The organism is Rothia sp. HMSC065G12 (assembly GCF_001811455.1).
In the GTDB taxonomy this organism is placed as follows: domain Bacteria; phylum Actinomycetota; class Actinomycetes; order Actinomycetales; family Micrococcaceae; genus Rothia; species Rothia dentocariosa.
On sequence record NZ_KV804813.1, the window covers coordinates 256,003 to 281,847 of the forward strand.

The 25,845-nt window shown below is 54.9% G+C and carries 27 protein-coding genes and 1 riboswitch; of the genes, 12 read left to right on the forward strand and 15 right to left on the reverse strand.

What is annotated here, in order from left to right; genetic code table 11:
• Window positions 1-764: 764 nt before the first annotated feature.
• The 5 genes from HMPREF2804_RS04105 (at window position 765) to HMPREF2804_RS04125 (ending at window position 7,022) form a co-directional block, all read left to right on the forward strand.
• Complete coding sequence (locus tag HMPREF2804_RS04105) at window positions 765-1,460, forward strand: transglycosylase family protein (protein ID WP_172461385.1); 696 nt, start codon at window positions 765-767, stop codon at window positions 1,458-1,460.
• A gap of 260 nt (window positions 1,461-1,720) precedes the next feature.
• Window positions 1,721-2,017: an Asp-tRNA(Asn)/Glu-tRNA(Gln) amidotransferase subunit GatC gene (gene gatC, locus HMPREF2804_RS04110; protein WP_004006192.1), complete on the forward strand. Its 297-nt coding sequence runs from the start codon at window positions 1,721-1,723 to the stop codon at window positions 2,015-2,017.
• 9 nt (window positions 2,018-2,026) lie between these two features.
• A complete protein-coding gene (gatA, locus tag HMPREF2804_RS04115) occupies window positions 2,027-3,622 on the forward strand; it encodes an Asp-tRNA(Asn)/Glu-tRNA(Gln) amidotransferase subunit GatA (RefSeq protein ID WP_004006193.1) in 1,596 nt (531 codons plus the stop codon).
• Window positions 3,622-5,127, forward strand: a complete 1,506-nt coding sequence (gene gatB, locus HMPREF2804_RS04120; protein WP_070449156.1) for an Asp-tRNA(Asn)/Glu-tRNA(Gln) amidotransferase subunit GatB — start codon at window positions 3,622-3,624, stop codon at window positions 5,125-5,127. Before gatA ends, gatB begins: the two co-directional genes overlap by 1 nt.
• A 221-nt stretch (window positions 5,128-5,348) precedes the next feature.
• Entirely contained in the window at window positions 5,349-7,022 is a 1,674-nt protein-coding gene (locus HMPREF2804_RS04125) for an ATP-binding cassette domain-containing protein (protein ID WP_070627378.1), read from the forward strand.
• A 242-nt stretch (window positions 7,023-7,264) separates the two neighbouring features.
• On the opposite strand, the gene HMPREF2804_RS04130 is transcribed toward HMPREF2804_RS04125, so the two are convergent.
• Together HMPREF2804_RS04130 and HMPREF2804_RS04135 are read right to left on the reverse strand one after the other, a co-directional pair.
• A complete protein-coding gene (locus HMPREF2804_RS04130; RefSeq protein ID WP_070627380.1) occupies window positions 7,265-9,466 on the reverse strand; it encodes a S9 family peptidase in 2,202 nt (733 codons plus the stop codon).
• A 145-nt stretch (window positions 9,467-9,611) separates the two neighbouring features.
• On the reverse strand, window positions 9,612-10,025 hold the full coding sequence (locus HMPREF2804_RS04135) for a VOC family protein (protein WP_070627382.1): 414 nt from the start codon (window positions 10,023-10,025) through the stop codon (window positions 9,612-9,614).
• Between the two features lie 111 nt (window positions 10,026-10,136).
• Here HMPREF2804_RS04135 and HMPREF2804_RS04140 point away from each other — a divergent pair, with 111 nt between their 5' ends.
• On the forward strand, window positions 10,137-10,727 hold the full coding sequence (locus tag HMPREF2804_RS04140) for a TetR/AcrR family transcriptional regulator (protein WP_004006198.1): 591 nt from the start codon (window positions 10,137-10,139) through the stop codon (window positions 10,725-10,727).
• A gap of 148 nt (window positions 10,728-10,875) precedes the next feature.
• On the opposite strand, the gene HMPREF2804_RS04145 is transcribed toward HMPREF2804_RS04140, so the two are convergent.
• Genes HMPREF2804_RS04145 through HMPREF2804_RS04165 form a run of 5 tightly spaced genes read right to left on the reverse strand, consistent with a single transcriptional unit; the run spans window position 10,876 to window position 13,310 of the window.
• A complete protein-coding gene (locus HMPREF2804_RS04145; RefSeq protein WP_070627384.1) occupies window positions 10,876-11,271 on the reverse strand; it encodes a DMT family transporter in 396 nt (131 codons plus the stop codon).
• Between the two features lie 30 nt (window positions 11,272-11,301).
• Window positions 11,302-11,622, reverse strand: coding sequence for a DMT family transporter (locus tag HMPREF2804_RS04150; RefSeq protein ID WP_070627386.1), 321 nt, complete (start codon window positions 11,620-11,622; stop codon window positions 11,302-11,304).
• Window positions 11,623-11,654: 32 nt separating this feature from the next.
• Entirely contained in the window at window positions 11,655-12,146 is a 492-nt protein-coding gene (locus HMPREF2804_RS04155; RefSeq protein WP_070627388.1) for a deaminase, read from the reverse strand.
• On the reverse strand, window positions 12,139-12,813 hold the full coding sequence (locus HMPREF2804_RS04160; protein ID WP_368664731.1) for a DsbA family oxidoreductase: 675 nt from the start codon (window positions 12,811-12,813) through the stop codon (window positions 12,139-12,141). Before HMPREF2804_RS04160 ends, HMPREF2804_RS04155 begins: the two co-directional genes overlap by 8 nt.
• A gap of 38 nt (window positions 12,814-12,851) precedes the next feature.
• Window positions 12,852-13,310: a MarR family winged helix-turn-helix transcriptional regulator gene (locus tag HMPREF2804_RS04165; RefSeq protein WP_070627392.1), complete on the reverse strand. Its 459-nt coding sequence runs from the start codon at window positions 13,308-13,310 to the stop codon at window positions 12,852-12,854.
• A 312-nt stretch (window positions 13,311-13,622) separates the two neighbouring features.
• Between HMPREF2804_RS04165 and HMPREF2804_RS04170 the strand changes: the two genes are divergently transcribed.
• Both HMPREF2804_RS04170 and HMPREF2804_RS04175 read left to right on the forward strand, forming a co-directional pair.
• A complete protein-coding gene (locus HMPREF2804_RS04170) occupies window positions 13,623-14,369 on the forward strand; it encodes an SDR family NAD(P)-dependent oxidoreductase (RefSeq protein ID WP_070627394.1) in 747 nt (248 codons plus the stop codon).
• A 128-nt stretch (window positions 14,370-14,497) separates the two neighbouring features.
• Window positions 14,498-14,926, forward strand: a complete 429-nt coding sequence (locus HMPREF2804_RS04175) for a hypothetical protein (protein ID WP_070627396.1) — start codon at window positions 14,498-14,500, stop codon at window positions 14,924-14,926.
• A 135-nt stretch (window positions 14,927-15,061) separates the two neighbouring features.
• Here the strand turns inward: HMPREF2804_RS04175 and HMPREF2804_RS04180 are convergent, their stop codons facing one another.
• The 6 genes from HMPREF2804_RS04180 to HMPREF2804_RS11285 all read right to left on the reverse strand — a co-directional run bounded on the left by HMPREF2804_RS04180 (window position 15,062) and on the right by HMPREF2804_RS11285 (window position 18,568).
• The gene (locus tag HMPREF2804_RS04180; protein ID WP_070627398.1) at window positions 15,062-15,439 is read right to left on the reverse strand and encodes an SRPBCC domain-containing protein; all 378 of its coding nucleotides are present in this window, start codon (window positions 15,437-15,439) and stop codon (window positions 15,062-15,064) included.
• 90 nt (window positions 15,440-15,529) lie between these two features.
• On the reverse strand, window positions 15,530-15,850 hold the full coding sequence (locus HMPREF2804_RS04185) for an ArsR/SmtB family transcription factor (protein ID WP_070627401.1): 321 nt from the start codon (window positions 15,848-15,850) through the stop codon (window positions 15,530-15,532).
• A 143-nt stretch (window positions 15,851-15,993) separates the two neighbouring features.
• Entirely contained in the window at window positions 15,994-16,788 is a 795-nt protein-coding gene (locus HMPREF2804_RS04190; RefSeq protein WP_070627403.1) for an ABC transporter, read from the reverse strand.
• Between the two features lie 9 nt (window positions 16,789-16,797).
• Window positions 16,798-17,568, reverse strand: coding sequence for an ABC transporter permease (locus HMPREF2804_RS04195; protein ID WP_070627405.1), 771 nt, complete (start codon window positions 17,566-17,568; stop codon window positions 16,798-16,800).
• Window positions 17,565-17,915: a hypothetical protein gene (locus tag HMPREF2804_RS11280; protein ID WP_246824136.1), complete on the reverse strand. Its 351-nt coding sequence runs from the start codon at window positions 17,913-17,915 to the stop codon at window positions 17,565-17,567. Before HMPREF2804_RS11280 ends, HMPREF2804_RS04195 begins: the two co-directional genes overlap by 4 nt.
• Window positions 17,916-17,947: 32 nt before the next feature.
• A complete protein-coding gene (locus HMPREF2804_RS11285) occupies window positions 17,948-18,568 on the reverse strand; it encodes an ABC transporter ATP-binding protein (RefSeq protein ID WP_246824138.1) in 621 nt (206 codons plus the stop codon).
• Window positions 18,569-19,148: 580 nt separating this feature from the next.
• Window positions 19,149-19,262: riboswitch (SAM riboswitch) on the forward strand.
• A gap of 109 nt (window positions 19,263-19,371) precedes the next feature.
• On the opposite strand from HMPREF2804_RS11285, the gene HMPREF2804_RS04210 reads away from it, so the two are divergent.
• Entirely contained in the window at window positions 19,372-20,718 is a 1,347-nt protein-coding gene (locus HMPREF2804_RS04210) for a bifunctional o-acetylhomoserine/o-acetylserine sulfhydrylase (RefSeq protein WP_070627409.1), read from the forward strand.
• 97 nt (window positions 20,719-20,815) lie between these two features.
• On the forward strand, window positions 20,816-22,099 hold the full coding sequence (locus tag HMPREF2804_RS04215) for a homoserine O-acetyltransferase MetX (protein WP_070627411.1): 1,284 nt from the start codon (window positions 20,816-20,818) through the stop codon (window positions 22,097-22,099).
• A gap of 125 nt (window positions 22,100-22,224) precedes the next feature.
• Here HMPREF2804_RS04215 and HMPREF2804_RS04220 read toward each other — a convergent pair whose 3' ends face one another.
• A complete protein-coding gene (locus HMPREF2804_RS04220) occupies window positions 22,225-23,040 on the reverse strand; it encodes a MerR family transcriptional regulator (protein ID WP_070627413.1) in 816 nt (271 codons plus the stop codon).
• A gap of 95 nt (window positions 23,041-23,135) precedes the next feature.
• On the opposite strand from HMPREF2804_RS04220, the gene HMPREF2804_RS04225 reads away from it, so the two are divergent.
• Window positions 23,136-23,900 carry an alpha/beta hydrolase gene (locus tag HMPREF2804_RS04225; RefSeq protein WP_070627415.1) on the forward strand — a complete coding sequence of 255 codons (765 nt, stop codon included), beginning with the start codon at window positions 23,136-23,138 and terminating at the stop codon, window positions 23,898-23,900.
• A 101-nt stretch (window positions 23,901-24,001) separates the two neighbouring features.
• Here the strand turns inward: HMPREF2804_RS04225 and HMPREF2804_RS04230 are convergent, their stop codons facing one another.
• The gene (locus HMPREF2804_RS04230; RefSeq protein WP_070627446.1) at window positions 24,002-24,214 is read right to left on the reverse strand and encodes an RNA-binding S4 domain-containing protein; all 213 of its coding nucleotides are present in this window, start codon (window positions 24,212-24,214) and stop codon (window positions 24,002-24,004) included.
• Window positions 24,215-24,457: 243 nt separating this feature from the next.
• Between HMPREF2804_RS04230 and HMPREF2804_RS04235 the strand changes: the two genes are divergently transcribed.
• Window positions 24,458-25,837, forward strand: a complete 1,380-nt coding sequence (locus HMPREF2804_RS04235) for a glycine--tRNA ligase (protein ID WP_070523093.1) — start codon at window positions 24,458-24,460, stop codon at window positions 25,835-25,837.
• Window positions 25,838-25,845: the final 8 nt, after the last annotated feature.

Here is a 25,845-nt window from a genome sequence, read left to right on the forward strand (position 1 = left end):
CTGTAGTTGGTATTTGGTGTGGGGTAGCGCGGCTGCATGATGTACTGCGATGAAGGTCCTGAAACCCGGTAATAGAGTTGTTAACGCCCGAAAATAGCTCTATATGGGGTGACATAAGCATATAATCTCCCAAAGACCGTGCATATATGCTAAGGCGCGCCAGCGCGCCGCAGAGCTGTTAAGCGGTTTGGACTCATGTCGTCATGAACCCTTAAAACACGCCGCAAGCGAAAAATTTTTTAAAAAATTTTTAAATGGGTGGAGGGTCACTATTACGAAATGATAAAGCCCACCCCCAGAAACAGAATATAGAAGATTCGTTCTTGTATGCTTCCTTGGTATGGCAATGGATGAGTAGGAATCGAGGTTTTAAAAGTTTGAACTTAGCCTACCCTGAGTTAATTTACCTGGGAGTTCCCTGTGAGAACTCAGAACGCTTGCTGAGAGTATAGAAGAGGTTGGAATCTTGAGTTTTCTCAGCTATCTTTATCTGCAGAACGATTCCTTTATTGGGAGTCAATCAGAAATTTAGTTTTGGGACCGGAAACCCCAAAACGATGCCCGGTTCTACCGCACGTCCCCACGTGAGGATGCGCCTCTGCCGTCTACCCCGCAATACGCGACTATGGTGGAAGCGTGAATCACGTGGATAGCCGCTCACATGGTAGAGCCTCGACAAGTAATCAATTTGTTAAAACGGGTGAGCGGTAACGCTATGAAGCTCCGGGGACGGAGTGAGCGTGGATGGCCTTATTTGGAGCATTATGAAGAACACTTCCGCAATCCGCCGTACTGTTGCTGCTCTCGCTATTGGTGGTGCAGCTGCAGCCGCTGCCGCGCCTGCTGCAAACGCAGCACCGGCATCCACCTGGGATGCTCTGGCACAGTGTGAGTCCGGTGGTAACTGGGCAACCAACACTGGCAACGGTTTCTACGGTGGTCTGCAGTTCACCCAGCAGTCCTGGAACGGTGTCGGCATGTCCGGTTCCCCCATGAACGCTTCCCGTGAACAGCAGATTGAGGCAGCAGAGCGTCTGCTTGCACAGCAGGGCTGGGGCGCATGGCCCGCATGCTCCTCGAAGCTCGGTCTGTCCGGTAACGCAACCCCCTCCTACACCGATCCCGGTGCAGCTCAGCAGGAGGTAGCACCTCAGGCACAGGCTCAGCAGTCCTACTCCGAGCCCGTTCAGGAAGCAGCACCTGCAGCTCCCGCACCTACGACTCAGGCTCCTGCTCAGGAAGCTCCCGCAGCACCTGTTCAGGAAGCAGCACCTGCAGCTCAGGCACCCGCAGCAACCGCTGCTGGCACCTACACCGTACAGTCCGGTGATACCCTCTCCGGTATCGCTGCTCAGCTCGGCGTTGCTGGTGGTTACCAGGCAATCGCAGCTGCTAACACCGACGTTGTCTACAACGTTGACCTGATCTTCCCCGGTCAGGTTCTGAACATCCCCGCATAATTTAGGGAGTTCACCTTAACGTAGACAATATGAGCCCCATCTTCCTTCGGGAAGGTGGGGCTCATATACGTCTAGGCACGATACTGCCCTTTACACTTCAGACTTATGAATGCCAGAGCGAAAATCTATTCTGTGCAGGCTATAGGTTTGGAGTCCCTGCAAATCTAAAAACTCTCTCGCTAGATCACCAATACGTCAGCATACCTGCGAGCCGGCGGGTACACTAGATAGAGAATTGAAAGTATACCTAACGGAGAATCATGTCTGCCATCACCACCGAGCAGGTTAAACACCTTGCCGAACTGGCACGCATCGAGATGACCGAGGACGAGCTCAACGCTATGGCGGCAGAGCTCGATATTATTGTCAGCTCGATGGAGCATCTGTCTGAAACCGTCACCCCAGACATACCCCCGACCAGCCATCCGATTTCGCTTCAGAACGTCTTGCGTGAAGATGTTGTGGGGCAGACCCTCACCCAGGAAGAGGCGCTTTCAGGTGCCCCCGATGCGCAGGATGGCAAATTCCGCGTGCCCGCAATTCTCGACGAAGACTAAGGGGAAGACGTGAACGAACTTATTGTGCTCACTGCGGCTGAAGCCGCTCAAAAACTTGCAGCCGGTGAGATTTCTGCCGTTGAGCTTACCCGGGCGCATATAGATCGCATTGAAGCAACCGATGGCACCCCACTCAGTGAGAACCGCGCTGACGGTAAAAGCGGTCTGAACGCTTTCCTGCACATCAACCGTGAGGAAGCCCTGGAGACCGCGCAGGCTGTTGATGCTGACCGTGCGGCAGGTCAAGAGCTGCCCGCGCTTGCTGGTGTACCCATCGCTGTTAAAGACTTGATCGTCACAAAGGGACAGCCCACCACCGCTGGATCGCGCATGCTTGAAGGATGGATGAGCCCCTATGACGGTACCGTAACTCGTAAGGTGCGTGCAGCACGCATGCCAATCTTGGGGAAGACTAACCTCGACGAGTTTGCTATGGGTTCCTCGAACGAGCACTCGGCATTCGGCGTAGTTCGTAACCCATGGGCGCTTGATCGTGCCCCCGGCGGCTCTGGCGGCGGATCTGCCAGCGCTGTTGCGGCTTTCCAGGCTCCCTTAGCTCTTGGAACTGATACAGGTGGATCTATTCGCCAGCCTGCCTCCCTCACCGGTTCTGTAGGCGTAAAACCGACTTACGGTTCGGTATCCCGCTACGGCGTAATTGCTATGGCATCTTCACTTGACCAAGTAGGTCCCTGCGCCCGTACCGTGCTCGATACCGCGATGCTTCACGAAGCTATCGCTGGCCACGATCCCTTGGACTCTACCTCTTTGAATGAACCAGTCGGTCCTTTTGCGGCTCAGGCTCTTGAGGGTGCCAACCCTGAATCCCTCAAAGGTATGCGCATCGGCGTTATTAAAGAACTCGGTGGCGGTTCCGGCAGCGGCTTCCAACAGGGTGTTCTTGACCGTTTCCACGACGCCCTAAAGCTGCTGGAGAAGGCTGGGGCTGAGGTTGTAGAAGTTTCCCTTCCTTCCGTGAAGGAAGCGATTAGTGCTTACTACATGATTATGTCCTCCGAGGTATCTTCAAACCTGGCAAAATACGACGGTGTGCGGTACGGTCTGCGCGTTATACCCGAAGACGGCCCCGTGACCATTGAGCGCGTCATGGCGGCTACCCGCGAAGCTGGTTTTGGCGACGAGACTAAGCGCCGCATCATTTTGGGTACCTATGCGCTTTCAGCGGGTAACTACGATGCCCACTACGGTGCGGCATTGCGCGTGCGCACTCTCATTCAACGCGATTACACCGCAGCTTTCGAGAAATGCGATGTGCTGGTTTCTCCGACTTCGCCAACGACCGCCTTCAAACTGGGAGAGAAAACCAAGGGCGACCCTATGGCGATGTACTTGGGCGATGTGGCAACTGTGCCAGTAAACCTTGCAGGGGTTCCTGCGATTTCGCTCCCGGCAGGCGTTGCTGACGAAGACGGATTGCCAGTGGGCATACAGTTCACCGCCCCCGCACGCGAGGATGCACGCCTGTACCGAGTGGGTGCCGGTTTGGAAGCACTTCTGAATGATACCTGGGGCGCGCCGTTCTACACCCGCATTCCCAACACCGAAAATCTGATTAGCGACTTTGACTTTGGGGGTACCAAGTAATGAGTGAAGAAGTCCTCAGCTTCGAAGAAGCCATCGAGAAATATGATCCGGTGCTTGGTTTTGAGGTGCATGTAGAGCTCAACACAAACACTAAAATGTTCGATGCCGCTCCGAACGTTTTCGGGGATGAACCGAACACCAATATCACCCCGGTCTCGCTTGGGCTGCCCGGTGTGCTTCCCGTGGTGAACAAGGTGGCAGTTGAATCAGCTATTAAGTTGGGTCTTGCCCTGGGATGCGATATCGCACCTATCTCGTATTTTGCGCGTAAAAACTACTTCTACCCGGACTCCCCGAAGAACTTCCAGACCTCGCAGCATCACGGTCCTATCGCTGAGAATGGCAAGCTGGATGTGGAACTCGAAGACGGAACCGTCTTTACCGTCGAGATTGAGCGCGCACATATGGAGGAAGACGCCGGTAAGCTCACCCATGTGGGCGGTGCCGACGGGCGCATCCAGGGCGCTGCATTCTCGCTGGTGGACTATAACCGCGCCGGTGTTCCGCTAATCGAGATTGTGACCCGCCCGATTGTGGGCGCTGGCGAGCGTGCGCCCGAACTGGCACGCGCCTATGTTGCGGCGATTCGTGAGATTGTCAAAGGCTTGGGTATCTCGGATGCTCGCATGGAGCGCGGTAACGTGCGATGTGACGCAAACGTGTCGCTCATGCCCAAGGGGAGCGAGAAATTCGGTACTCGTTCGGAGACGAAAAACGTTAACTCCCTGCGCTCGGTGGAACGTGCGGTACGCTATGAGATTCGCCGTCACGCTGCTATTTTGGAGCGTGGCGAGAAAATTCAGCAGGAAACCCGCCACTGGCATGAGGATACCCGTGAGACTTCATCAGGGCGTCCCAAGTCTGATGCCGACGATTATCGCTACTTCCCGGAACCCGACCTGGTGCCCGTGGTACCCGAGACGGCGTGGGTTGAAGAGCTGCGTGCAAGCCTGCCCGAGCCTCCTGCGGAACGTCGCCGCCGGTTGAAGGCGGAGTGGGGATACTCAGATGAAGAGTTCCGTGACGTGGTCAACGCTGGCGCTCTTGACGTTATTGAGCAGACTATTGCCGCTGGGGCTAGCTCATCCGCTGCCCGCAAGTGGTGGATGGGCGAGATCGCCCGCAAAGCTAAGCAGGCGGAAGTTGAACTAACCGATTTGGGAGTTGAACCCGCAACGGTGGTGGAGCTTGAAACGCTGATCGGCGAGGGTAAGATCAACGATAAGATCGCCCGTAAGGTTCTGGAGTATGTGCTTGCTGGCGAAGGTAAGCCTGCCGAGATCGTTGAGGCTCGCGGTCTTGCTGTGGTCTCTGACGATGGTGCGCTCACCGCCGCCGTTGAGGAGGCTCTGGCGGCCATGCCGGATGTTGCCGATAAGATTCGTGCCGGTAAGGTTCAGGCAGCGGGCGCAATCGTTGGCCAAGTCATGAAGGCTACCCGAGGTCAGGCGGATGCGGCTCGCGTGCGTGAGCTTATTCTGCAGGCCTGCGGTGTGGAAGGCTAATTACCTAAGCACCCTGATAAATGCTATAACTGGGTGCTAAAAAGGCTCTTTATCCGAATAAAGCGTATTTTTTATCGCTTTATTCGGATAAAGAGCCTTTTTATGCTGAATAGAGTGCAGCAGCGCGATGAGTAAGGGATAAGCCCGCAGCAGACACGCGGCACATTCACCCTCATACGGTAAAGTAGTGATATGCAGCATAGTAGACTGGATAGGAAAGCATGAAGATTATACGAAGTCTCAGCTCGGGGACCCTCCTAATGCTTATCGTGCTTACTTTTGTGCTTGCTGTAAGTTCGGTGCTTGAAAGTGTGCTCATTAAGTACCTTTCCGATGCCGTTATCACGGACGATCGTAAGCTTTTTCTCCTGATGTTTCTTGCCGTGCCCGTATACCTTATCGTCGATACATTTTTTCGTTACGCACGCCAGTATCGTGCCGCTCTCGCTGGGGTGCAGATTCAGAATAATCTGCGTGCAGAACTGTTCCGCCGCATCGGGCTTTCTCCCGTAGCGCGGTTGACGGGCAGGAGCTCCGAATATTATTTTTCGCAGTTCACGAGTCAGCTTGAAAACATTAAAACCAACTATGTTGACGTTATTTTCTGGGGCGGGTACCTTGCCACGCAGCTTATTCTCGCCATTGTCGCTGCTTTTATTCTGAACCCGTTCATGGCGTGCGCTGTTCTTGCGCTGAGCCTGCCGGTGGGTTTGATGCCGATGCTGACTCGAAAACGTATTGGCGCAGTGACGAAAGTTTATGCTTCGCGGACCGACGCGTTGAACGAGGTTAGCGGTGATGCGCTCCGCAGTGCTTTGGGGTGGAAGATCCTGGGCGCATACTCATTCGTGGCTAAACGCTTTTCTGAAGAATTGAGTGAATGGTACGTGGCGGCGCGGAGCTATCAGCGCACGCAGGAGCGTGTAGACGCCGTCAATAGTATGTTCACGAAACTTCTGTATTTGGGAACGTGGCTTGCCGGTGGGGCGTTGGTGCTCTCGGGGCTATCGAGTGTGGGCGAGGTGGTCGCTTTTGCCCAGTTGACCGGTATGATTTGCATGCCGCTGTTTATGTCTACAGGTTTGCTGACCCAGTATTACGCGGGTCGTGAGATTATTCACAAGATTGATGCGGAAGTACCCGCTGCGGAAGATGACCGACCGGGCGAGCCTCTCACACTGGACGCATTTACCTATCGTGACGTCAAGCCGTTGGGCAAAAAGTCGGTGGGTTATGGCGTGAGTTTCATATTTGAGACTGGTAAAAAGTATCTGGTGATTGGCGCATCCGGCTCGGGCAAATCTACGCTTTTCAAACCTCTTTTTGGAAATCACCCCGAATACAGTGGAACTATTGAGGTACACGAAGATGGGCAGACGCGCGATCTGCGTGAGATTGCCGAACAGGATATGCATGTCTCCCTAGGGCTGCTCGCGCAGGATAGTCATCTGGTGCATGATAGTCTGCGCGAGAATATTCGTCTGTACGATCCGTCGGTGCCGGATGTGCAGATTCTCTGGGCTTGTGAGCGCGCAGGTCTGGGCGAATGGGCTTCCGCGAAGGGTCTTGATTATATGCTGAGCGACGATTTGAGATCGCTTTCCGGCGGAGAGAAACAGCGTATCTTGCTCGCACGTATGCTCTTGCACGAACGCTCTTTCTATATTGTGGATGAGCTCACCACTGGGTTGGACCACGCTACGGCGGGACGGGTTGAGCGTGCTCTTTCTGAGAGCATGGAAGGGTTTGTTTACATTACGCACCGTACGGTTCCCGAGGTTTTGGCGGCGGTCGATGAGGTACTTGTCATGGAAAACGGCGAGCTTGTAGCCTCCGGAACCTGGGATGATGTGCACGCGGCCGCCCTAGAACGCGGGCTTGTGGGACATCCCTGACAACCTGCTAAAAAGGCTCTTTATTCCAATAAAGCGGCGAATAATACGCTTTATTGGAATAAAGAGCCTTTTTTGTGCCCCGAGGAAGGGGGACACATTGGAAGGGTATATCCGCTTATTTGGTAATCCCTAGGTGTGTGAGGATGAAGGCGTAGTCCCAAGCAATTTCACGCCAGCGGGCTGGAGCATGCAGATTCCGAGCGCGCGAGGTACCAAATCTGCGTGTGGAAGGGTATACCCGCTTATTTGGTAATCCCTAGGTGTGTGAGGATGAAGGCGTAATCCCACGCAATCTCACGCCAGCGGGTATACCGCCCGGAACCCCCACCATGTCCGCCGGTCATATCGATCTTCAGCAGCGGGGTGGGGGATGACGGGTCGATGGTTTCGCGCAGTTTTGCAACCCATTTGGCGGGCTCCACATAGAACACGCGCGTATCGTGCAAGCTGGTTACCGCCGCGATAGCGGGGTAGCGCTCGGTGCGGATGTTCTCGTAGGGGGTGTAAGACTTCATGTACTCGTACACTTCTTTATCTTCAATGGGGTTGCCCCATTCTTCCCATTCCAAAGCAGAAAGTGGCAGGTCAGGGTCAAGGATGGTGGTGAGCGCATCCACGAAGGGAACCTGGGCAATTGAGACCGCATATTTCTCAGGGGCCAGGTTCAGCACGGCACCCATAAGCAACCCGCCCGCAGAACCACCGTAGCAGGCGATACGCGCAGGATCCGCCCACGGCTTGGTCGCCAGGTAATCGGTGACATCCACAAAATCAGTGAATGAGTTCTTCTTGTGTAGCTTCTTGCCGTTGAGGTACCAGGTGCGCCCCATCTCGCCGCCACCGCGAATATGCGCAATCACGTACACCACTCCGCGGTCCAAAATCGACAGCGTGGGGATGGAGAACATGGGGTCCATCGAAATTTCATAGGAGCCGTAAGCGTACTGAAGCACCGGATGCGGCTGCGTCAGGTCAAGATCGGCACGGTGAATCACCGAGATGGGGATGAGGGTTCCATCGGCGGCGGGTGCCCAGTCACGGTAGGCACGATAATCCTCACGCTGATAACCCCCAAACACCGGGGTCTCGCGGCGCAGAAGCAGGGTCTGCGACATGGGGAAATAATCGTATACACGGCGCGGAGTTAGGAATGAGGTGTAGGCGATACGGATAACCGGGGAATAGTTCTCGGCACGCAGCACGCCAGCGGTGTACAGTTCCTCATCGAACCCGGCAGGCTCCATGAACGTGATACCTGCGGGCTTCTTGCGGCGCCACTGCACGGGCAGCTGCTCCCGCGGGGCAAGGAACAGGCGGGTGGTTGTATCCGCGCGGGCGGTCACCACCAGGTGGGTCGCAGAGAGTGTGAACCCTTCGAGGCGAATATTTTCGCTGTGGCGAATCACCGGAACCCAACGCTTCGAATATTCCTCTAAAGATTCGCCTTCCTGCGGCATATCGGCGAGCACCAGCTCCGAGTTCAGCGCCTTATAGTCGTGCTGAATCAGCAGATGGGTTTCACCGGCAATCGTGATCGGCTCCGCCTGGTACTCAATGCGTGCATCCCTCGGAATGATCACGCGCGGCGTGCTCTTCGGGTCGGCAATAGGCACCAGGCTAACCTCGGTAAACTCGGAGTTACCGCTTGAGAGCACGATGGACGAACGGTCGGCGCTCATTGCTGAACCCAGCCACATGGTGGGCTCAGTTTCCTCGTAGATCAGGTGGTCTTCGGTGCCCGCCCCAATATCGTGCACATACACGCGGTAGGGACGCCACGAATCGTCCGGCACCGTGTACACGAGCTGCTGTGCATGGTTAATGAAGAACGACCCGCCGCTAATATTCGGGATGGTATCGGGCAGGAACTTGCCCGTTTCCAGGTTGAGGAAGCGCTGCTCGTAACGTTCGTCGCCTTTCTCATCAACCGAAATGCTCAGGAGTTTACCGTTACGCGAAGGCTGGAACACACCGAGTGCGAAGAACTCCATGTCTTTGGCATACTCATTGCAGTCAAGCACCACCGATTCGCCTTCCAGCGGCTCGCCGGGCTTAATAACCGGGGGGGTGTAGCGCACCACCTCGTCGCCCTCATGCAGGGCAGGGTAACGGTAGAAAATCGGGTACTGACCGCCGGGAACCATGCGGCTGTAATACCACCAATCGCCGATGCGATTCGGAACCGTCAAATCTGTGAGCAGGGTGCGGGACTTGATCTCTTCAAAGATGCGCTCGCGTAGAGGCTGCTGATCCGCTGTGACGGCGGCAGTGTAGTCTGCCTCCGCGTTCAGGTAGTCGAGGACTTCCTGATTTTCTTTGTCGCGCATCCACTCGTAATGGTCAATAAAAGTGTCGCCGTGATACTCACGAATATGCTCAACCTTTTTAGGGACGGGAACGAGGGGAACTTCTTCTGCCGGTGTGGTGTTCGATGCGTCGCTCATGGGGCTCTTTTCTCGTAGTAGTCCTGGATAAATATGCTTGCTATCTAGTGTAACGAGGCAGTACACATATCGTCCTAGAAATCTCCGAATTGAGGTAGCCCGCATGTCGCGGTTGTCTCAACCTGTGTGGCTGATTTCTTTGAGACTAGGGGAACATATATTTATCCCAGTATCCTGCGGCAGGTTCGATCTGTTCGACAATATCTACCCATAATCCTGAAGGGTCCGAAAACCCAAAACGGCGTTGCCCATAAGGCTCATTGGTTAGAGGATAGGTTATGTCGAGTCCCTGAGCTTTGAGATCGTTATAGGTGGCGGTGGCATCTTGAACTTCAAGCTCAAGGCATATCCCAATTCCGTTGAAATTTTCAGATCCGGGAGGTGCAGAAGGGTGATCGGGCGTCATGAACGCGATAGATGTGGTTCCGTCTTGAGAAGCAAGAAGAGTAAACCACGAGCTGTCAAAGATAATCTGGAAGTCAAAATAAGACGTCCAGAAGTCTCGGGAAGAGTCTTTCACGGGGGTAACGACGAGGGGGTAGCGGTCGATGAAATTCATGTCTTCCTCCTACATATACGGGTAATTAGGATCCAAAAAAGTTTCACATACTCTAGGTATGTTAAAAATATCTGGCATACTTTGGGTATGTCAATGTAAAAGGGGAAAGCTATGGAAGGACAGCGTGCCGCCCAGCGTGAAGCTACTGTCTCAGCGCTTGTAACCGAGGCTCGCCAAAGGTTTGCTCGTGATGGCTATACCAGCGTGCGGATAGACGATATCGTCTCTTCGCTTGGTATCACTAAAGGGGCTCTATATCATCATTTCAAAAATAAGAAAGACCTATTCCGTGCTGTCGTCTGTGAGGTGCAGCAGGATGTAGGGTATCAGATTGAAGATGCGGCTCGGTCGTGCGCCACCCCTTGGGAAGAGTTAGTAGAGGGCAGCAAAACTTTTATTCTTGCATCAATAGAACCAAATGTGCGGCGGATCATGTTAGTAGATGCGCCTGCCGTTCTGGGGTGGCATGAATGGCGGGCGCTCGATGAATCGTCTTCAATGGTGCTCTTGGCTGACATCCTCAAGACCCTTATGGAACAGGAAATTATTGCAAAGCAGCCGGTGGAGCCTCTTTCACATCTGCTTTCTGGCGCGATGAATGAGGCAGCGCTGTGGCTGGCCGAAACCGACTCCCCAGATGCTTTAGAAGACACGATGAAAACCTTAACGAGGCTTCTTGAATCGCTACGGATTTCAGCTTGAAAGCGTCCTGCGCGATCGTTCTGATAGATCGCGTCAGTTGATCTGAAAGAGCAGATTTGTGCAGCAGCATGATGGTGCGATTCATTGTTCAGCTTGCCTTGGCAGTACGCGCCACGAGCAGGCTGAATCTTGTTGCGCCCCGTTGGTTTTAGCCGTGTGAGTTCCGGTTCCTCAGCGTCGGGCTGTCAGTCAGTTTGAGCCAGATAACTCCCGCGATAATGACGGCGAGCCAGAATGCTTTTGCTGGAGTGAGTACTTCATCAAAGAACACCGGTCCCAGCAGGGCGGCTCCCACGGAACCGATACCTGCCCAGACTGCGTAGCCGATTCCAACATCGACCTTCTTTAACGCGACGCTCAGGAAGAATAGCGTGCACAGGAAGAACACTAAAGCAATGAGCGACCATGCAAGGTTCGTAAATCCTTGGCTGCCGTTCACGCTCAGGGCGTAGCCAACCTCAAAACCACCAGCCAGTAGCAGTGCGCCCCAGGCCCGCCCTTTCTGCTGAGCCTGTACAGAGTCATCTGATTTTTGTGAATTCATGAGAACACTTCCCTTCAAAGTCTAAAAATTTTAGAGAGAGCTAGCGAGGTTAAGTCCGATGACGCCAGCAATGACAACCAAGATACCCAGGAGTTTGCTCCATGTGAGCTGCTGGCCCAAAAATAGAGCCCCTACGATCACAATTCCCACCCCAGATACGGAGGTCCAGATGGCGTATCCTACCCCCACATCGAAGCTCAGAAGAGCTAGACTCAGAAAATAGGTTCCTAATGCGCCAGCAATAAGAGTCGTGGCGGTCCAGGGAATGTTTTTAAAACCCTGCGCCTTGCCGGCCGCGATACCTACCGTTACCTCAAAAACCACGGCAATGGCGATAAAAATCCAGCTCATGGATCAGTCCTTTCAGATATAACAGATAAAAATTATTCGAGGTCGGATGTGTGCCCGCCCGAAATCTCTAAATACCGCGCAAAAGGTTCATACCTATCCGGAACCGGCAGAGCACGGTAAAACTGTGCTCGCATATCATCGGTGATGCCGAAAAGAGCGTAACTGGAGCGGTAATCGAACCCCCAGCTGGCAGCCTCTTCACGGTCCACCGCAACGTATATGGCATCAACCCCGCAGTTTTGCGCGAAACGGTAACATAGCCCGCAGGGCTCACCCGTGGCAAGAAGAACGGTTCCTGAAAGATCGGAACATTTGAGTTGTGACATGGCATCGCGCATGGCAACAACCTCGGCGTGTGCGCTCGCATCACCGGTTTCGTAGACACGGTTAAACCCAAAGTTAGAAACAGCGACTCTGCTCTGAACAACGACGCCCACAAAGGGCAGACCTCCGGAATCAACGTGCTGAATGCATTGGTGAACCGCCTCAACCATGATGGTGTGTAGCGTTGTATGTTTAGTCATTGCGTTTCTCCTGCGCGGGGTCGCGGCTACTCAATATATTGACGATTTTCTTAATCCGGGTGGCGCTTGGAACACCGACCACAAGATGGTCGTTAACTCGAAAACTAGGAACCGACGTAATACCAACCACTTGTGCAGCGTAGTTCTGATCAGCGGTGTGTTGGATCCGGCGTGCCTCGCTCAGCAGAGCCTGTTGTACCTCATGGGCGGTGAGTCCGACCGATACGGCAGCGTCGATAATGACCGCATCGTCACCAATATTTCGGTCCTCTTGGAAGAATGCCTTGAATATTGCGTGCGAGTATTCTTCGCCAAGGCCATGTTCTTGGGCGAGCTGAAGAACCATGAAAGCCTTCTGTGTTCGTGGCTGCGGCGATACGCTGGGAAGAGAAATTGGAATGCCCACTTGATGCGACATCGGATAGACGGAATCCTTCCATATTCGCGGTAGATAATCGTCTTCCGGGCGCAGCGTGAGAACGGGCTTCGGGCGAAGCTCAAATGGGCGAATAACCAGGTTCACATCGCATTCACGTTTGAGTTCATCAATTGTGCCTTCCACCAGAAAACAGAATGGGCACACATAGTCTATGAAGACTTCGACGGTGGTACTCGTAGCAGCTCCTTTCGTAGAAACACTCTTATAGATGTATGCACATGCATATATTTAGATGAAAATTACCTCACTCAGTAAAAGAGGTGTGTTTAGGCGATTAATCTGCCAACTTTTTGGAAAGCTGAGCTTAAGGACGGGCCCTCTAGATGAGGGAATTGTTGGGTGGCATCCTTCAAAATTTCTTGAATTTTCGCTTCGTAAGCCGTTTGGATGTGTGTTACAGTCTCAAGTCCGTGGTCGGTGATAACTGCAAAGATGCCGCGTGCGTCATCGGGGCAGGTGTCTCGAAATGCTAGATTTTTGTCCTCCATGCGTCCCACAAGGCGGGTGACAGAGCTTTGATTGAGGCCAAGTTTCTGAGCGAGTTCTGTAATACGCAACTCGTGCGTGGGGGAAGCGCTGATATGCTCAAGTGCACGATATTCGGTTAGTCCGATGTTGTGCTGTGCTGTAAGCCATTTACCGATAGAGGTATCGATAGCGCTGACCGCTGCCACGACTTGCTCCCAGGATGTTTTTAGAAGCGGTGATTGGTCGCTGTGTGTCATGCGAATCTCCTTGAGCTCTTGAGTATGCTTGCTGACAGCACCTTTAATTCATGTACATACATGAATATACGACGTGTAGCTATATATCTCAAGAGAATTCTGACAAAAATTTATTACCACCATGTGGGAGAGATGGAATTTATCATTGTTCTGCGATGAGAAAACAGAATATAGGGCAGCGGTGTATATATTGATGTCATATTTTGGGGATGTGCGCAGTGCCCCTTGATAGACAGCTCAACTTCCATTTCACTATGCTGAAAGGTGATGCTGAACTTTCAGCGTCTTTCACAGCTCATACAAGGAGGAAAAATGGCACAGATTGCTCTCGTCACCGGCGCAAGCCGCGGTATTGGTAAGGCGACCGCAGTTCGGCTGGTGAAGCTGGGGTATCACGTGATTGCGCAGCACCGTGCGGGAAACCCGGACTTTAGCGAGGTAGAGGCTGCCGCATCCGAGCACGGAGTAAAAGTAACACCCGTACAAGCTGATTTCTCAGATCCGCAGTCCGTTTCTGCCCTCTTAACTCACGTGAAGGATGTGCTGGGTGGGGATACCCTCGACGTCGCTGTGCTCAATGCAGGTGTTGGCACGCAGGGAACCTTCCAGGAGCTCAACGGAGAGGCTCTGCGCAGTCTGCTGCAGATCAATACGGTTGCCCCCTACGAACTTGCTGCCGGGCTGGTGCCGCTTATGAGCGCACCGGGCGGGCGTTATATTTTCACCGGGTCGGTGCTGACTCGCTACGCGTTCCCTGCCATGACGGGCTACGGCATGAGTAAGATTGCACTGGAATACCTAGTGCGGAATATGGCGGTTGAGCTTGGCCCTCAGGGGATTACGGTGAACCTTGTGGCGCCCGGCGTGGTCGATACCGATATTAATGCCGCATGGCTGCGCAATAATGCGGAAGCGGCCGAATTCGTGAAATCCGGCAATGCTATGAAGAAGGTTACCCAGCCTGAGGACGTAGCAGAAGTAATTGGTCTGCTGACTCAGAACGCATCGCAAACAATTACCGGGCAGATTATCGACGTCTCGATGGGCGATAAGCTCTAAATCCTGACGTCCGCGAGCAGGTAGGACTTGGCCGACCAGGCCGAAAAATCCTACCTGCTCGGGACAAAAACCACCTGTTCGCGGCAAAACTTTATGGTGTGAGAGACACACATCTTGAGGAGTCACACATGTACGACTTTAAACGCGAGGGTTTTCCCGGTTTTCCTCTAGGGCAGAAGATTGAATTCTACGGGCAGAAACTCCCGGAGCCGAGGATGGTAGTTACCGATCTGCCGGGCACAGACAGGAGCATCCGTACACTTCATAGTCGTCTCGCTCTTGAAGGCTCAGAACATAGTAGTATCGCATGCCAACTCGGAGAAGACGACCTTATTTCTCTGATTGAAATCTCATGGGCTGATGGCGATGAATTCTCTTTTGAGGGGCTGCCTCTGGCTGAGCTTTCCGCCGAAGAACTCGTGGCTCAGCTGAGAGAACGGGGCATAGTTGCAGAGGTTGGTTCCGTGACGGTGGAACTGCCGGAACTTAATATTTCTTTCTTCTTTTTCGAGGATGTTCCCCGTACGATCTCCTGGCAGACGCCTGAGGCTTTCTAGCATCTCTCAGTACTTTTGCGTATTCAGTTGTGCGCGGTGTCTATACCCTCCCGAGCAGGTGGTTTTTGGCTGAGTGGATAGAATTTTCCTACCTGCTCTGGACAAAAACCACCTGCTCGCAGGAGGCGTGGGGTTTTATTCGCCAGTTTCCAGAACTCGTTTAAGGCCCGCCAGCACAAACGACCAGCCCCGAGGTGAGCCCACATTCTGCGCCGTAACGGGAGAGTCTTCCAGACGGTCGTGGGTGACCGTGAGTTTTGTGGCACCATCCGTCCACGGCTCAAGCTGCCAGGTAACGCGGCTTGCCGGTTCGTGTGCCGCATCGGGAAGATAAAGCGAGCGCCACTCTACGACGAGAAGTCGCGGTGGGTCAGACTCCAGAATCGCGCCGTCTCCCCAAACTTCCTTCCCATCTGGGGAAAGGTAGCGCAGACGACCCGGCTCGTCCTCGGTGATTTCAACTCGTGAGCCAAAGAAATACTGGGAGGTGAATTCGGGCTGGGTGATCGCCATCCCACACGCGCTGCGGCGAGGTGTTTTGAATAATTACCGAGCTGATAATCCTCTGGGGACGTGGGGGAGTGTTTGGGTTGTCGGCGGTGCTCATGAGTCTTCCTCCTCTAAATTCTTCTGTAGGTCAAGAAGTGCTGAACTTTGGTGGGCGGTGTATTTGTCGATCCAACGGTCATGGATACGGCGAATCGGCACAGCATTGAGGTAGTGGAGCTTTTGGCGGCCTGAGCGCTGTGTGATCACAAGGTTTGCTTCTTCGAGGATGCTCAGATGCTTGGCCACTCCGAAGCGAGTCATTCCCAAACCTTCTTCAAGCTGTCCCTGGGTGAGGCCCCCGGTAGTGTAGAGCTTATCGAGCAGCTTTCTGCGGGTGGGGTCTGCGAGAGCTTTGAAAACTGCATCATCATCCATAACACGAGAATATGTGACTATATAGTCACATGTCAAGGGTGGGAGGTTATTTTGGGTACACACAAGCAGCAGATTTTTGGTCGAGAAGGTGATTTTCTCACCTTCTCGACCAAAAATCCGCTGCTCGCGGGAGACATAAGACCTCAGAGCAGGTTCGTGCGTGCACCGGAGCGGATGCGTCGCGCAGCGGCATGCACTAGGACAAGCCCCGCGAGTGCCCAAAGTACGCAGACTAACACCTCAGTCACAACTGTTGAATCCACCATTTCAGAAGAGCCGCTCACCAAAGCAATCGTTCGTCCGCCAGGAACCAACGTACACAATGCCGCCAGCCACACCGGGTATGCATCTACCGGCACGATCACACCCGCACTGATAGGCAGAAGCGCTCCTAAGATAGTTCCTCCCAGATATGGGTCGGAGAGATACAGTCCCAGTCCAGCGGCGAAAACACCCAGACATACGCCTGCCATGAGAGCCAGGGGTAAGAGCGTCACAGAACGCACAAGCATGGACAGGCTGCCTTCAAGGGAACCACCGAAACCGGCATAGGCAGCTGCAACACCCAGGTTCGTGATGCCAGTGATCAGAGCCAAAAGCACGGGCATTGCAGAGACTCCCAGCCAATAAGCCGCATCAAACCGTCGAGCGGTGCACACCTGCTCGAACACTCCCAGCCAGCGGTCGGTCGCCGCGCGCGCCACAACACCGACTGCCACGCTGAGTACCACGCTTGCCAGGGCAGAGGCGCATGCGATCCGCACAGGATCAGGTGCGGAAAGATCGCGTCCTAGTAGAACGCTGAACAGCACGCTCATCCCCGGTACGATCACGAGGGTGCTGAGTGCCGTACCAACTGTGGCGAAGGTGATGGATGAAGACCACCCAACCTTGGCGGTACTGTTCAGACGATAGAGAAAGTTCGTTCGTTTAAACATCGCAGCCTCCTAGATTGCACCCAGAGTGCCATGTACCGTTGCCGCGCGTAGTGCTCGCCTACCCAATAGATATGCCGCGAGCATCCAGAGGGCTGTGACCGCACAGGTTTGCAGTACAACGCCCAGAAAGTCACCGAATGAGTTCATAGGCATCTGCCCAAGCAGAACCTTCACGGGTGCCTGAATCGGAATCAGCGTGCCGAGCCCATCAAGCCATGCAGGCGCGGAACTCTCGGTAAAAAGCACCCCGGAAGCCACGAAAACCGGCACAAGCAGCAGCTCCTCATAGGCGATAGCGTTCGGGGTCGCCACAAAGAACCCTGCAATCACGAAGGTCACCGCCAGACACGAGATCCACAGCAGCGAAAGACCCACCAGATAGCGTGCACCCACCTGAGTAAAGTCTGTAAAATCTACCGAGAAGGTGCACAGCGCCCAGAAAACCCAGGCCAATGGCAGGGCGGCAAGCCCAAAAATGGAGGCAGTTGAGACCACCGCTGCGAGCGCCCGCAGCGGGTTCACGGCACCATTGAGCAGATACACGAACGTTCCCCGGTAGCGCTCAAAGTTGAGGATTCCGGCACTAACAATGCACATGTTCCAGGTGCCGATAATACCTGCGCGAGTCCAGGCGGGGGTTGCATCAACTGGCCAGGCACCGGCGGCGAGCGCCTGCAGGGCCGTCGCCCCAAAGGTACTCAGCAGCAGTAATTGTAGGAAGTAGGGAACTGTGAGGAATTGGCGCAGAGAAAAAGACATCAAGCGAAGTTGCCGGTTCATCGTTTCAGTCCTTCCGCCATGGCCAGGTATGCCTCTTCGAGAGTGGCTGGGCGAGTATACAGTGGTGTGAGCATCTGAACCTCACGCTCAGCGAGAATACGGGTCAGCAGAGCCTCTGCGTGTTCGGTACTGAAGGGGTGCGGCTTTTCCGAAACAGAACGTTCATTCCAGTACACGGTGATCTCCCACTCGCTGCCGCGCGGGGTCAGCAACACTGTTCCCGCATCGCCCAAAGACCGAGCAAGTTCTTGAAGCACCGGCCCGGCATTCGCATCCACACGCCCCACGGTGGTAACGGAGATCCCGGCGTGCGCGGTAATATCCGCCACTGTGCCCGAAACCGCCATGCGACCGGCACCGATGACCGTGACCCGATGCGCTAACTCCTCAATCTCGCCCCCAGCAGATGGCTCGTGAGTAAAATGGCGGTGCCGTCATCAGCGAGGGCGCGAATTAGCTGGCGTATTGTCAGCGAAATATCTGGGTCAAGCCCATTCGTCGGCTCATCCAAAAGCAGCAGTTTTGGCTCGCCCAGCAGTGCCCGCGCGATGTGCAGACGTTGTTTCATACCGCGGGAAAACTCTTGTACCTTCTTCGCGGCGACATCTGCAAGATCGACCCGTTCCAAAGCGCTCGCCACCTGGGTACGGCGTTTGCGCGCGCTAACTCCGGCAAGGTCGGCGAAGAAGAGAAGATTATCGCGGGCGGATGCTCGCGGATAGAACCCGGTATCCCCGCCGAGTACAAGCCCTAGGGATGCGCGCGCACGCTGGGGGTGTGCAAGCGCATCCACCCCGTCGATGCGAACGGTACCGCTTGTGGGAGTCAGCAGTGTTGCGCACATCTGTACAACCGTTGTTTTCCCCGCTCCATTGGGACCGAGCAGAGCATGAATTTCGCCGGAACTTATGCTGAGTGAAACATTATCGACAGCGGTGAAAGCGCGTTCACCCTTGCCAAAGGTGCGGCATAGCTGTGCCGCGTCAAGAATTGTAGACATTGTGATAAAACCTTGCGGTGCTTAGTCACCCGAAGCCGCTTGAGCATGGTGTTCGCACGCCTGCAATACGTGGGACGGGTGAGATGAATAGTCGTGAGAGAGGCACTTCTTAGTGCCTGAATAATCCCAAGTCACCGGCTGCAGGTGCGGAAGGTATAACAATAAAACCCTCAGAACTTTGGTGTCCCAAGCGCTCACTATGCGCTTCTGAAATGTATCGAACCAAAGCAGGGTTATTTCTAAAATTTTTAGAGCCCACCATCTGGGCGGGCATTCCGCGAGCCGGTGCGACTTTAGCGGGAGGTCATACCTCATCACTCCTAGATTCAAGGTTTCCATCAGTGTAGCATGGCTCACGATTGCCTACACTGATGGTAATTTAGCGACGGCTAACGGCAGATCACATGGCTTTAGCGGTTCGGGTACAACATAGGCACGGTCACAAGCGCATAAGTATTGGTGTTTCTCCCAAACAATAGGCTGTCGCGAAAACAGTTCATAAAACGTCATCTTTGCAACAATGCGCCGAAAACACGCATCCCGCTTGACCATGTGCGCTTCCTATGAAACTCTAGATGCAGGTCATGAGAGCCAGTGATAAGCCCCAGCTAGCTGGCCGGCAACCCTCCTCCGCGGTGGGGTGCCCTGGGTGAGGACCAGGCGTTGAACACAAAGTACAACGCAAGCGCGGGACCGATGTGCCCGATTCTGGTACATCGTTTTTTCGTTTGCAGAGAAGAAAACCTAAGAACTCTGTACCGAAATCGGCATGCGGCCCCCTGAACTATCACAAGGAGCTTCGCATGAGCAACACTACAGTCCCGACTCCCGCCAACCCCGCCGGTTGGAAATTTGAAACCCGCCAGATTCACGCGGGGCAGGCACCGGATGCTGCAACGGGAGCTCGGGCGTTACCTATCTACCAGACCACCTCGTTCGTTTTCGAGAACGCAGAACAGGCCGCTAACCGTTTTGCTCTAGCTGAGCTTGGGCCTATCTATACCCGTCTGAACAACCCCACCCAAGAGGTTATCGAAAACCGCATCGCATCCCTTGAAGGGGGAGTAGGGGCGCTTTTGCTGGCCTCAGGCCAAGCAGCTATTACCTATGCGATTCTCAACATTGCGGGTGCGGGCGACCATATCGTGGCTTCCCCATCAATTTATGGGGGAACCTACAACCTACTTAAATACACGCTTGCCGACCTCGGCGTTGAAACTACGTTTGTTGAAAACCCGGACGACCTGCAGCAATGGCGCGATGCGGTTCGCCCCAACACGAAACTCTTCTACGGAGAAACCGTACCTAACCCCCGGAACGATGTGCTCGACATCGAGCCTATCGCCCAGATCGCCCACGACAATGGCGTTCCCCTAATCGTCGATAACACGGTTCCCACCCCATACCTTGTGCGCCCCATCGAATTTGGTGCGGATGTTGTAATCCATTCCGCCACAAAATATCTGGGTGGGCACGGCACCTCAATCGGCGGCGTTATCGTGGACTCCGGGAATTTCGACTACGGAGCCAATCCCGAAAAGTTCCCCAAGTTCAACGAACCTGCCCCCGGTTACCACGGTCTAGTTTATGCCCGTGACTTGGGCAAAGACTCCGCTTTTGGTGCGAACCTTTCCTATATTCTCAAGGCGCGGGTTTCGCTTCTGCGCGACACCGGGGCGGCGATCTCTCCAACCAACGCCTTCAACATTGGTATCGGTCTGGAGACTCTTTCCCTGCGCATCGAACGCCATATCGAGAACGCGACCAAGGTCGCAAACTGGTTGGAGGAGCATCCGCTGGTCGATCAGGTGATCTGGGCCGGTCTGCCTTCCTCGCCCTGGTACGAGCGATCCCAGAAGTACCTGCCGAAGGGACCGGGTGCCGTTGTGGGATTCACCCTCAAAGACGCCGACCTGGAACAGACTCGCACCTTTGTGGATGCTCTGCAGCTGCACTCCAATGTAGCGAATATCGGCGATGTGCGTTCGCTTGTTATTCACCCTGCATCCACCACCCACTCGCAGCTTTCCGAGGAAGAGCTAGAGGCAATCGGTGTGAGCAAAAACTTTGTGCGCCTCTCTGTAGGTATCGAAAATATTGACGACATTATCGCAGATCTTGAATTGGGTTTTGCGACTCTGAACGCCTAACCTGCACCGCCGCGACCGGGCTGCACAGTAAGTGCCCGGTCGCGGTATCGGTTTCTCGCCTGCCATTACCAAAACTACCGGTTACCCAGGAGAAAACATGACGGAAAATACCGTACACGCCACCTATCTGTCGCAGCTGCAGTATCCCAGCGCTCAGGGGTACCTGCGGCAGATGGCGATCGGTGATTTCACCCTCGAAAACGGTACCGTGCTTCCACAGGTGAACATTGGCTACGAGACGTGGGGGACTCTTAACGAAGCTGGGGACAACGCGATTCTTATTCTGCACGCCCTCACCGGTGACACCCATGTTTCGCGCGGGATTCCCACATCAGATATGCCTGCACCCAGTATTCGCGCAGTCGAAAGTGATGGTTGGTGGGAAGGTATTGTGGGGCCGGGCGCGGTGGTCGATACCACCAAATATTTTGTGATCGCCCCCAATATCCTGGGTGGATGCTACGGCTCAACCGGCCCGGCAAGCATCGTACCCGAGGGGTACCCGGGCGCCGGAAAACCCTGGGGATCACGCTTTCCTCACGTCACTATTCGCGACTCGGTACGAGCCGAAGCCGAACTTATCGCCCGGTTGGGGATTAAGAGTTTTCACCACGTCATCGGCGGATCGCTCGGCGGGGCACGCGCTATCGAATGGGCGGCAACCTTCCCCGAGCTGGTACGCGGATGCGCGGTCATCGCCGCTGGCCCCGCCGCCACTGCCGAACAGATTTCCTGGGCGCACACCCAGAACCTCGCTATCCGTGCTGATGCCAATTTTGCTTCCGGCGATTATTATGGGGGAGCGGCGCCCACGGCTGGGCTCGCGTTGGCGCGGCGCATAGCCCACATCACCTATCGCAGCCCGGCCGAGCTGGAGCATCGCTTTGGGCGGCAGGCAAACCGCGGCGAATCCACCGACGGCGGGTCTATCGGTGAGAACCGCGGACGATATGCGGTCGAAAGCTACCTGGACCACCATGGCGATAAGCTCGTTGAGCGTTTCGATGCCAATAGTTACCTTGCCGTGAATGAGGCGCTAATTTCACACAATGTTGCACGCGGGCGCGGCAGCCTCTCGCATGCGCTTGCGCTCAGCGATTGTAAGTGGACTATCGCCGCAGTAAGCACCGATCGCCTGTTTTTTCCGCACGAATCGTACCGTCTGGCGGAGGCGCTTCCGGTTCCCGTAAAGGTCGATATTATCGAATCCGACCACGGACATGACGGTTTCTTAGTCGAATCCCGCCAGTTGGAGGCGATTCTCGCTAAGGCTCTCGGAGTCCCGGTTCCCGAGCGAGAGCGCGCTGTCGATGAAGAAAAATCCTTTCAAGATATAGCTGCTCTTTTCGGTTCGCCTCTTGAAACACAAAAACAGAACTAGCTTTCGTTTTTGATACATCCGAACATAGAAACCGTACATAAAAGCCTTGTGAAGACTATATTTCGGCGTGAAATAAGTCCCCACAAGGCTTTGTGTACGGTACCGATAATTGTGAATGGACGAGGTTAGCACCAGGTCACATTCTCGGGGTCAAGGCCGTGGGCACGGGCATTCTCGTAGATGATGTCCCGCAGCCAGACAGCCAGTCCCGCAGCGAGCTTCTCGTAGTGCTCGTTGAAACGGGCGTCCTCAACATAACCGCGTGCCAGAATTACGTGCTTGGCGGGGGTTACCTCGAAGAAGAAAAGTGAGGCGCGGTGCCGCTCGGCAAGCGCATTCGCTTCCTCACTGCCCGGCTGCACGCCACGAGTGAAAGCCTCGACGAGGGCTTGCTCAACTGCGTCAAGCTCCTGCTTGCCCTTCACCCAGTCGGTGCGGCTCATAGCCGCAGTGCGGCGTTGGTATTCAGCCCAATCGTCGGTGTGCCCGTAACGCTCCTGCGCTTCTTGCTCACGTGCGGGGCTGAACCCGTCGCCCATAATTTCTGCTTTTTCTGCAGCGGTAAGCTGTTCGTTCTTAGGTGCCATTGCATCCTCCAAAAGTTGATCTAGTGTTGTTAGCATGCGCTCATAGGCGGCCATTTTGCGCTGGAGCATATCTCGCTGGGCGAGTAGATGCTCGGTGCTGTTCGCTTCGTCCTGCAGTACGCTGCGAATGGCTTCAAGGCTCATGCCAATGGCGCGATACCCCATAATGACGGTGATGCGCTCAAGATCGGCATCACTGTAGTAGCGGTATCCGTTGAGCTCATCGTGCGCGGGGCTGATCAGACCCCGCTGTTCCCAGTGGTGAAGCGTGCGCACGGTCAGCCCGTGCAGGGATGCAGCCTCTCCTACGGTGTACTCGTGCTGCCCGCCATCTGGTGTAGTGTTCGCGTCCATGTTTTTACTGTAGATCCTGACGTTGGGTGAGGGTCAAGCCTTGAGCGGAAATCTATTTCGGTTGTTTATGGCAGGCTCCTCGGTAAGATGAAGATATGAGTGAAAATACGTACATTGTCGAATATTCCCGACCCGAGGAGGAACGCGCCGGAACCCACTTGGTGCTTCTGCTGCACGGGTACGGTTCGCACGAGAAAGACCTGCTGTCGCTGGCTGAACATCTGCCGCAGGAGGGTATCACCTATGCTGGGATGCGCGCCCCGCAGCCGGTAGGCACCCAGTTTTCGGCGGACACAACCGGTGCCCACATTCCCGCCGAGGCCATAGGCTACCAGTGGTACCCGCTGGATCAGCAGCTCAACGCGGATGTGCGGACCATAGAACAGGCCAGCGACTACGTGCTGGAGTGGGTCGAACAGCAAGAATCACACTACGCTTCGGTCGCGCTGGTGGGGTTCTCACAAGGCATGGCGGTGGCAACTTCTATGGTGCGGCATCGCCCAGGAAAATTTGCTGCACTGGTGGGGCTCTCCGGATACGCGGTCGAATCGGACTCTCCTTATTTCAAGGACGACGAGCTCAAAGCCACCGAGCTACCCGTTTTCTACGGCAGGGACCAGGAAGACCCTATCATTCCGCAGCCCTTCGTGGATTACACCTACGAGTGGATTCGCGCATATACCGATGGCATCAAAGTTCTGTATGCGGGCGCCGGGCACGGGGTAAGCGCCCTAGAAATCCGCCATGTAGGCGAGTTCATCGACGTGAAGGTGCTGGGCAACGCGCCCCAAATCCGTGCCGAAAAAGTTGCGGATGCTGCGGGTAACGCTGGGGCGTCAGAGCAAGGGTCACCCGACTAAAAGGACCTGAATAACGCATTTTGGGTTGTATAACGCACCGCAGGAAGGCGCGTTATACAACCCAAAATGCGTTATTGCGGGAAGGGGAAAGAATAGAAACCCTAGTCCCGAGCCACCTGCACGCTCACCCCGTTGAAACTCACCGTATCGCCCAGATGCAGCTGTTTGCCCCGCGCCTCCTCAATCTGCCCATTGACCTTTACCAGTCCATGCTGGATTACTTCGCGTGCCTGCGCACCGTCTTCGACCAGATTGGCCAGCTTCAAAAACTGCCCCAGACGAATCATCTCGTCACGAATATAGATTTTCTCCATGTCACCAGTGTATCGGCGGGAGGATGCCATGTGCGGCAGTCATACTAACCCGCCACGTGTTCCTCATATACACGCTCTAACTTAAAACTGTCTACCGTTGTTCAGAAACTACACGGTAACGCAGGCATGCAATGATACCCTAGTATCTTGTACTTGTGACCGTATATCCCGGCGCTTACCGCGCGCGGAAGAACACTGAACTCATGCACGCCACAGCCGGTGGCGGGGCATAAAGGAGTAAACATGGCAGAAAAGTCCACTCTCGACAACGTTATTGCGCTCGCTAAGCGCCGCGGCTTCGTCTTCCAGGCGGGTGAAATCTACGGCGGTTCCCGTTCCGCATGGGATTACGGTCCCCTCGGTGTGGAACTGAAAGAAAACATCCGCCAGCAGTGGTGGCAGCGTTTCGTGCGTTCACGCGCGGATATGGTCGGGCTGGACTCTTCGGTAATCCTGCCGCGCCCGGTGTGGGAAGCATCCGGGCACGTGGCAACCTTTATGGACCCGCTGGTGGAATGCCTCTCGTGCCACAGGCGCCAGCGCCAAGACCACCTGATTGAGGCTTTCGAAGCTAAAAAGGGGCGTGCGCCCGAAAATATGGGCGAGGTTGTCTGCCCGAACTGCGGCACCCGCGGCGAATGGACCGAGCCGCAGAACTTCTCAGGGCTGCTGAAAACCTACCTGGGTCCTGTCGATAACGAAGAAGGGTTGCACTTTCTGCGCCCCGAAACCGCGCAGGGCATCTTCGTAAACTTCAACAATGTGGTGACCGCAGCCCGCAAACGCCCTCCCTTCGGTATCGGGCAGATCGGTAAGGCATTCCGCAACGAGATCACCCCCGGCAACTTCATCTTCCGCACCCGCGAATTCGAGCAGATGGAGATCGAATACTTCGTTCACCCCGACGAAGCAGATAAACACTTTGACGCATGGGTTGAAGACTGCTGGAATTGGTTCGTTGACTTGGGCATTAATCCCGACAATATGCGCCGGTTCGATGTTCCTGAGGACGACCGCGCGCACTACTCGGCGGGCACCATCGACATTGAGTACCGTTTTGGTTTCCAAGGCGGCGAATGGGGCGAACTCATGGGTGTGGCGAACCGCACCGATTACGACCTGGGCGTGCACAATGAACACTCGAACGCGAAGCTCGAATACTTTGACCAAGCCAGCGGCGAACGTTACGTGCCCTACGTCATTGAGCCTTCATTCGGCCTGACACGCTCCATGATGGCGTTCCTCGTCGATGCTTATGTTGAGGATGAAGCCCCGAATACTAAGGGCGGCGTCGATAAGCGCGTGGTGCTCAAACTCGATCCGCGCCTGGCACCGGTGAAGGCTGCCGTTCTGCCCCTGTCGAAGAAACCCGAACTCTCCGAGCCCGCCCACAAGTTGGCAGCCGATCTGTGCGGTGCCTGGAATATCGACTACGATGAGGCGGGGGCTATCGGCCGCCGCTACCGCCGCCAAGACGAAATCGGCACCCCGTTCTGCATTACCGTAGACTTCGATACTTTGGAGGATCAAGCGGTTACCATCCGTGAGCGTGACACCATGAGCCAGGAGCGTGTGGCACTCGATCAGGTGAAGGCATACCTGGCGGCGCGTCTAGCTGTCTAGGATCTTTT

Excerpts from the sequence above, each read along its gene's own strand:
- HMPREF2804_RS04235 (WP_070523093.1), top strand. The coding sequence starts at position 24,458 with ATGGCAGAAAAGTCCACTCTCGACAACGTTATTGCGCTCGCTAAGCGC.
- HMPREF2804_RS11285 (WP_246824138.1), bottom strand. The coding sequence starts at position 18,568 with ATGTCTACAATTCTTGACGCGGCACAGCTATGCCGCACCTTTGGCAAG.
- HMPREF2804_RS04130 (WP_070627380.1), bottom strand. The coding sequence starts at position 9,466 with ATGAGCGACGCATCGAACACCACACCGGCAGAAGAAGTTCCCCTCGTT.
- gatC (WP_004006192.1), top strand. The coding sequence starts at position 1,721 with ATGTCTGCCATCACCACCGAGCAGGTTAAACACCTTGCCGAACTGGCA.
- HMPREF2804_RS04190 (WP_070627403.1), bottom strand. The coding sequence starts at position 16,788 with ATGTTTAAACGAACGAACTTTCTCTATCGTCTGAACAGTACCGCCAAG.
- HMPREF2804_RS04135 (WP_070627382.1), bottom strand. The coding sequence starts at position 10,025 with ATGAATTTCATCGACCGCTACCCCCTCGTCGTTACCCCCGTGAAAGAC.
- HMPREF2804_RS04105 (WP_172461385.1), top strand. The coding sequence starts at position 765 with ATGAAGAACACTTCCGCAATCCGCCGTACTGTTGCTGCTCTCGCTATT.
- HMPREF2804_RS04210 (WP_070627409.1), top strand. The coding sequence starts at position 19,372 with ATGAGCAACACTACAGTCCCGACTCCCGCCAACCCCGCCGGTTGGAAA.
- gatB (WP_070449156.1), top strand. The coding sequence starts at position 3,622 with ATGAGTGAAGAAGTCCTCAGCTTCGAAGAAGCCATCGAGAAATATGAT.
- HMPREF2804_RS04175 (WP_070627396.1), top strand. The coding sequence starts at position 14,498 with ATGTACGACTTTAAACGCGAGGGTTTTCCCGGTTTTCCTCTAGGGCAG.
- HMPREF2804_RS04150 (WP_070627386.1), bottom strand. The coding sequence starts at position 11,622 with ATGAGCTGGATTTTTATCGCCATTGCCGTGGTTTTTGAGGTAACGGTA.
- HMPREF2804_RS04180 (WP_070627398.1), bottom strand. The coding sequence starts at position 15,439 with ATGGCGATCACCCAGCCCGAATTCACCTCCCAGTATTTCTTTGGCTCA.
- HMPREF2804_RS04155 (WP_070627388.1), bottom strand. The coding sequence starts at position 12,146 with ATGACTAAACATACAACGCTACACACCATCATGGTTGAGGCGGTTCAC.
- HMPREF2804_RS04215 (WP_070627411.1), top strand. The coding sequence starts at position 20,816 with ATGACGGAAAATACCGTACACGCCACCTATCTGTCGCAGCTGCAGTAT.
- HMPREF2804_RS04225 (WP_070627415.1), top strand. The coding sequence starts at position 23,136 with ATGAGTGAAAATACGTACATTGTCGAATATTCCCGACCCGAGGAGGAA.
- HMPREF2804_RS04185 (WP_070627401.1), bottom strand. The coding sequence starts at position 15,850 with ATGGATGATGATGCAGTTTTCAAAGCTCTCGCAGACCCCACCCGCAGA.
- HMPREF2804_RS04230 (WP_070627446.1), bottom strand. The coding sequence starts at position 24,214 with ATGGAGAAAATCTATATTCGTGACGAGATGATTCGTCTGGGGCAGTTT.
- HMPREF2804_RS04165 (WP_070627392.1), bottom strand. The coding sequence starts at position 13,310 with ATGACACACAGCGACCAATCACCGCTTCTAAAAACATCCTGGGAGCAA.
- HMPREF2804_RS04170 (WP_070627394.1), top strand. The coding sequence starts at position 13,623 with ATGGCACAGATTGCTCTCGTCACCGGCGCAAGCCGCGGTATTGGTAAG.
- HMPREF2804_RS04220 (WP_070627413.1), bottom strand. The coding sequence starts at position 23,040 with ATGGACGCGAACACTACACCAGATGGCGGGCAGCACGAGTACACCGTA.
- HMPREF2804_RS04145 (WP_070627384.1), bottom strand. The coding sequence starts at position 11,271 with ATGAATTCACAAAAATCAGATGACTCTGTACAGGCTCAGCAGAAAGGG.
- HMPREF2804_RS04125 (WP_070627378.1), top strand. The coding sequence starts at position 5,349 with ATGAAGATTATACGAAGTCTCAGCTCGGGGACCCTCCTAATGCTTATC.
- HMPREF2804_RS11280 (WP_246824136.1), bottom strand. The coding sequence starts at position 17,915 with ATGGCGGTTTCGGGCACAGTGGCGGATATTACCGCGCACGCCGGGATC.
- HMPREF2804_RS04140 (WP_004006198.1), top strand. The coding sequence starts at position 10,137 with ATGGAAGGACAGCGTGCCGCCCAGCGTGAAGCTACTGTCTCAGCGCTT.
- HMPREF2804_RS04195 (WP_070627405.1), bottom strand. The coding sequence starts at position 17,568 with ATGAACCGGCAACTTCGCTTGATGTCTTTTTCTCTGCGCCAATTCCTC.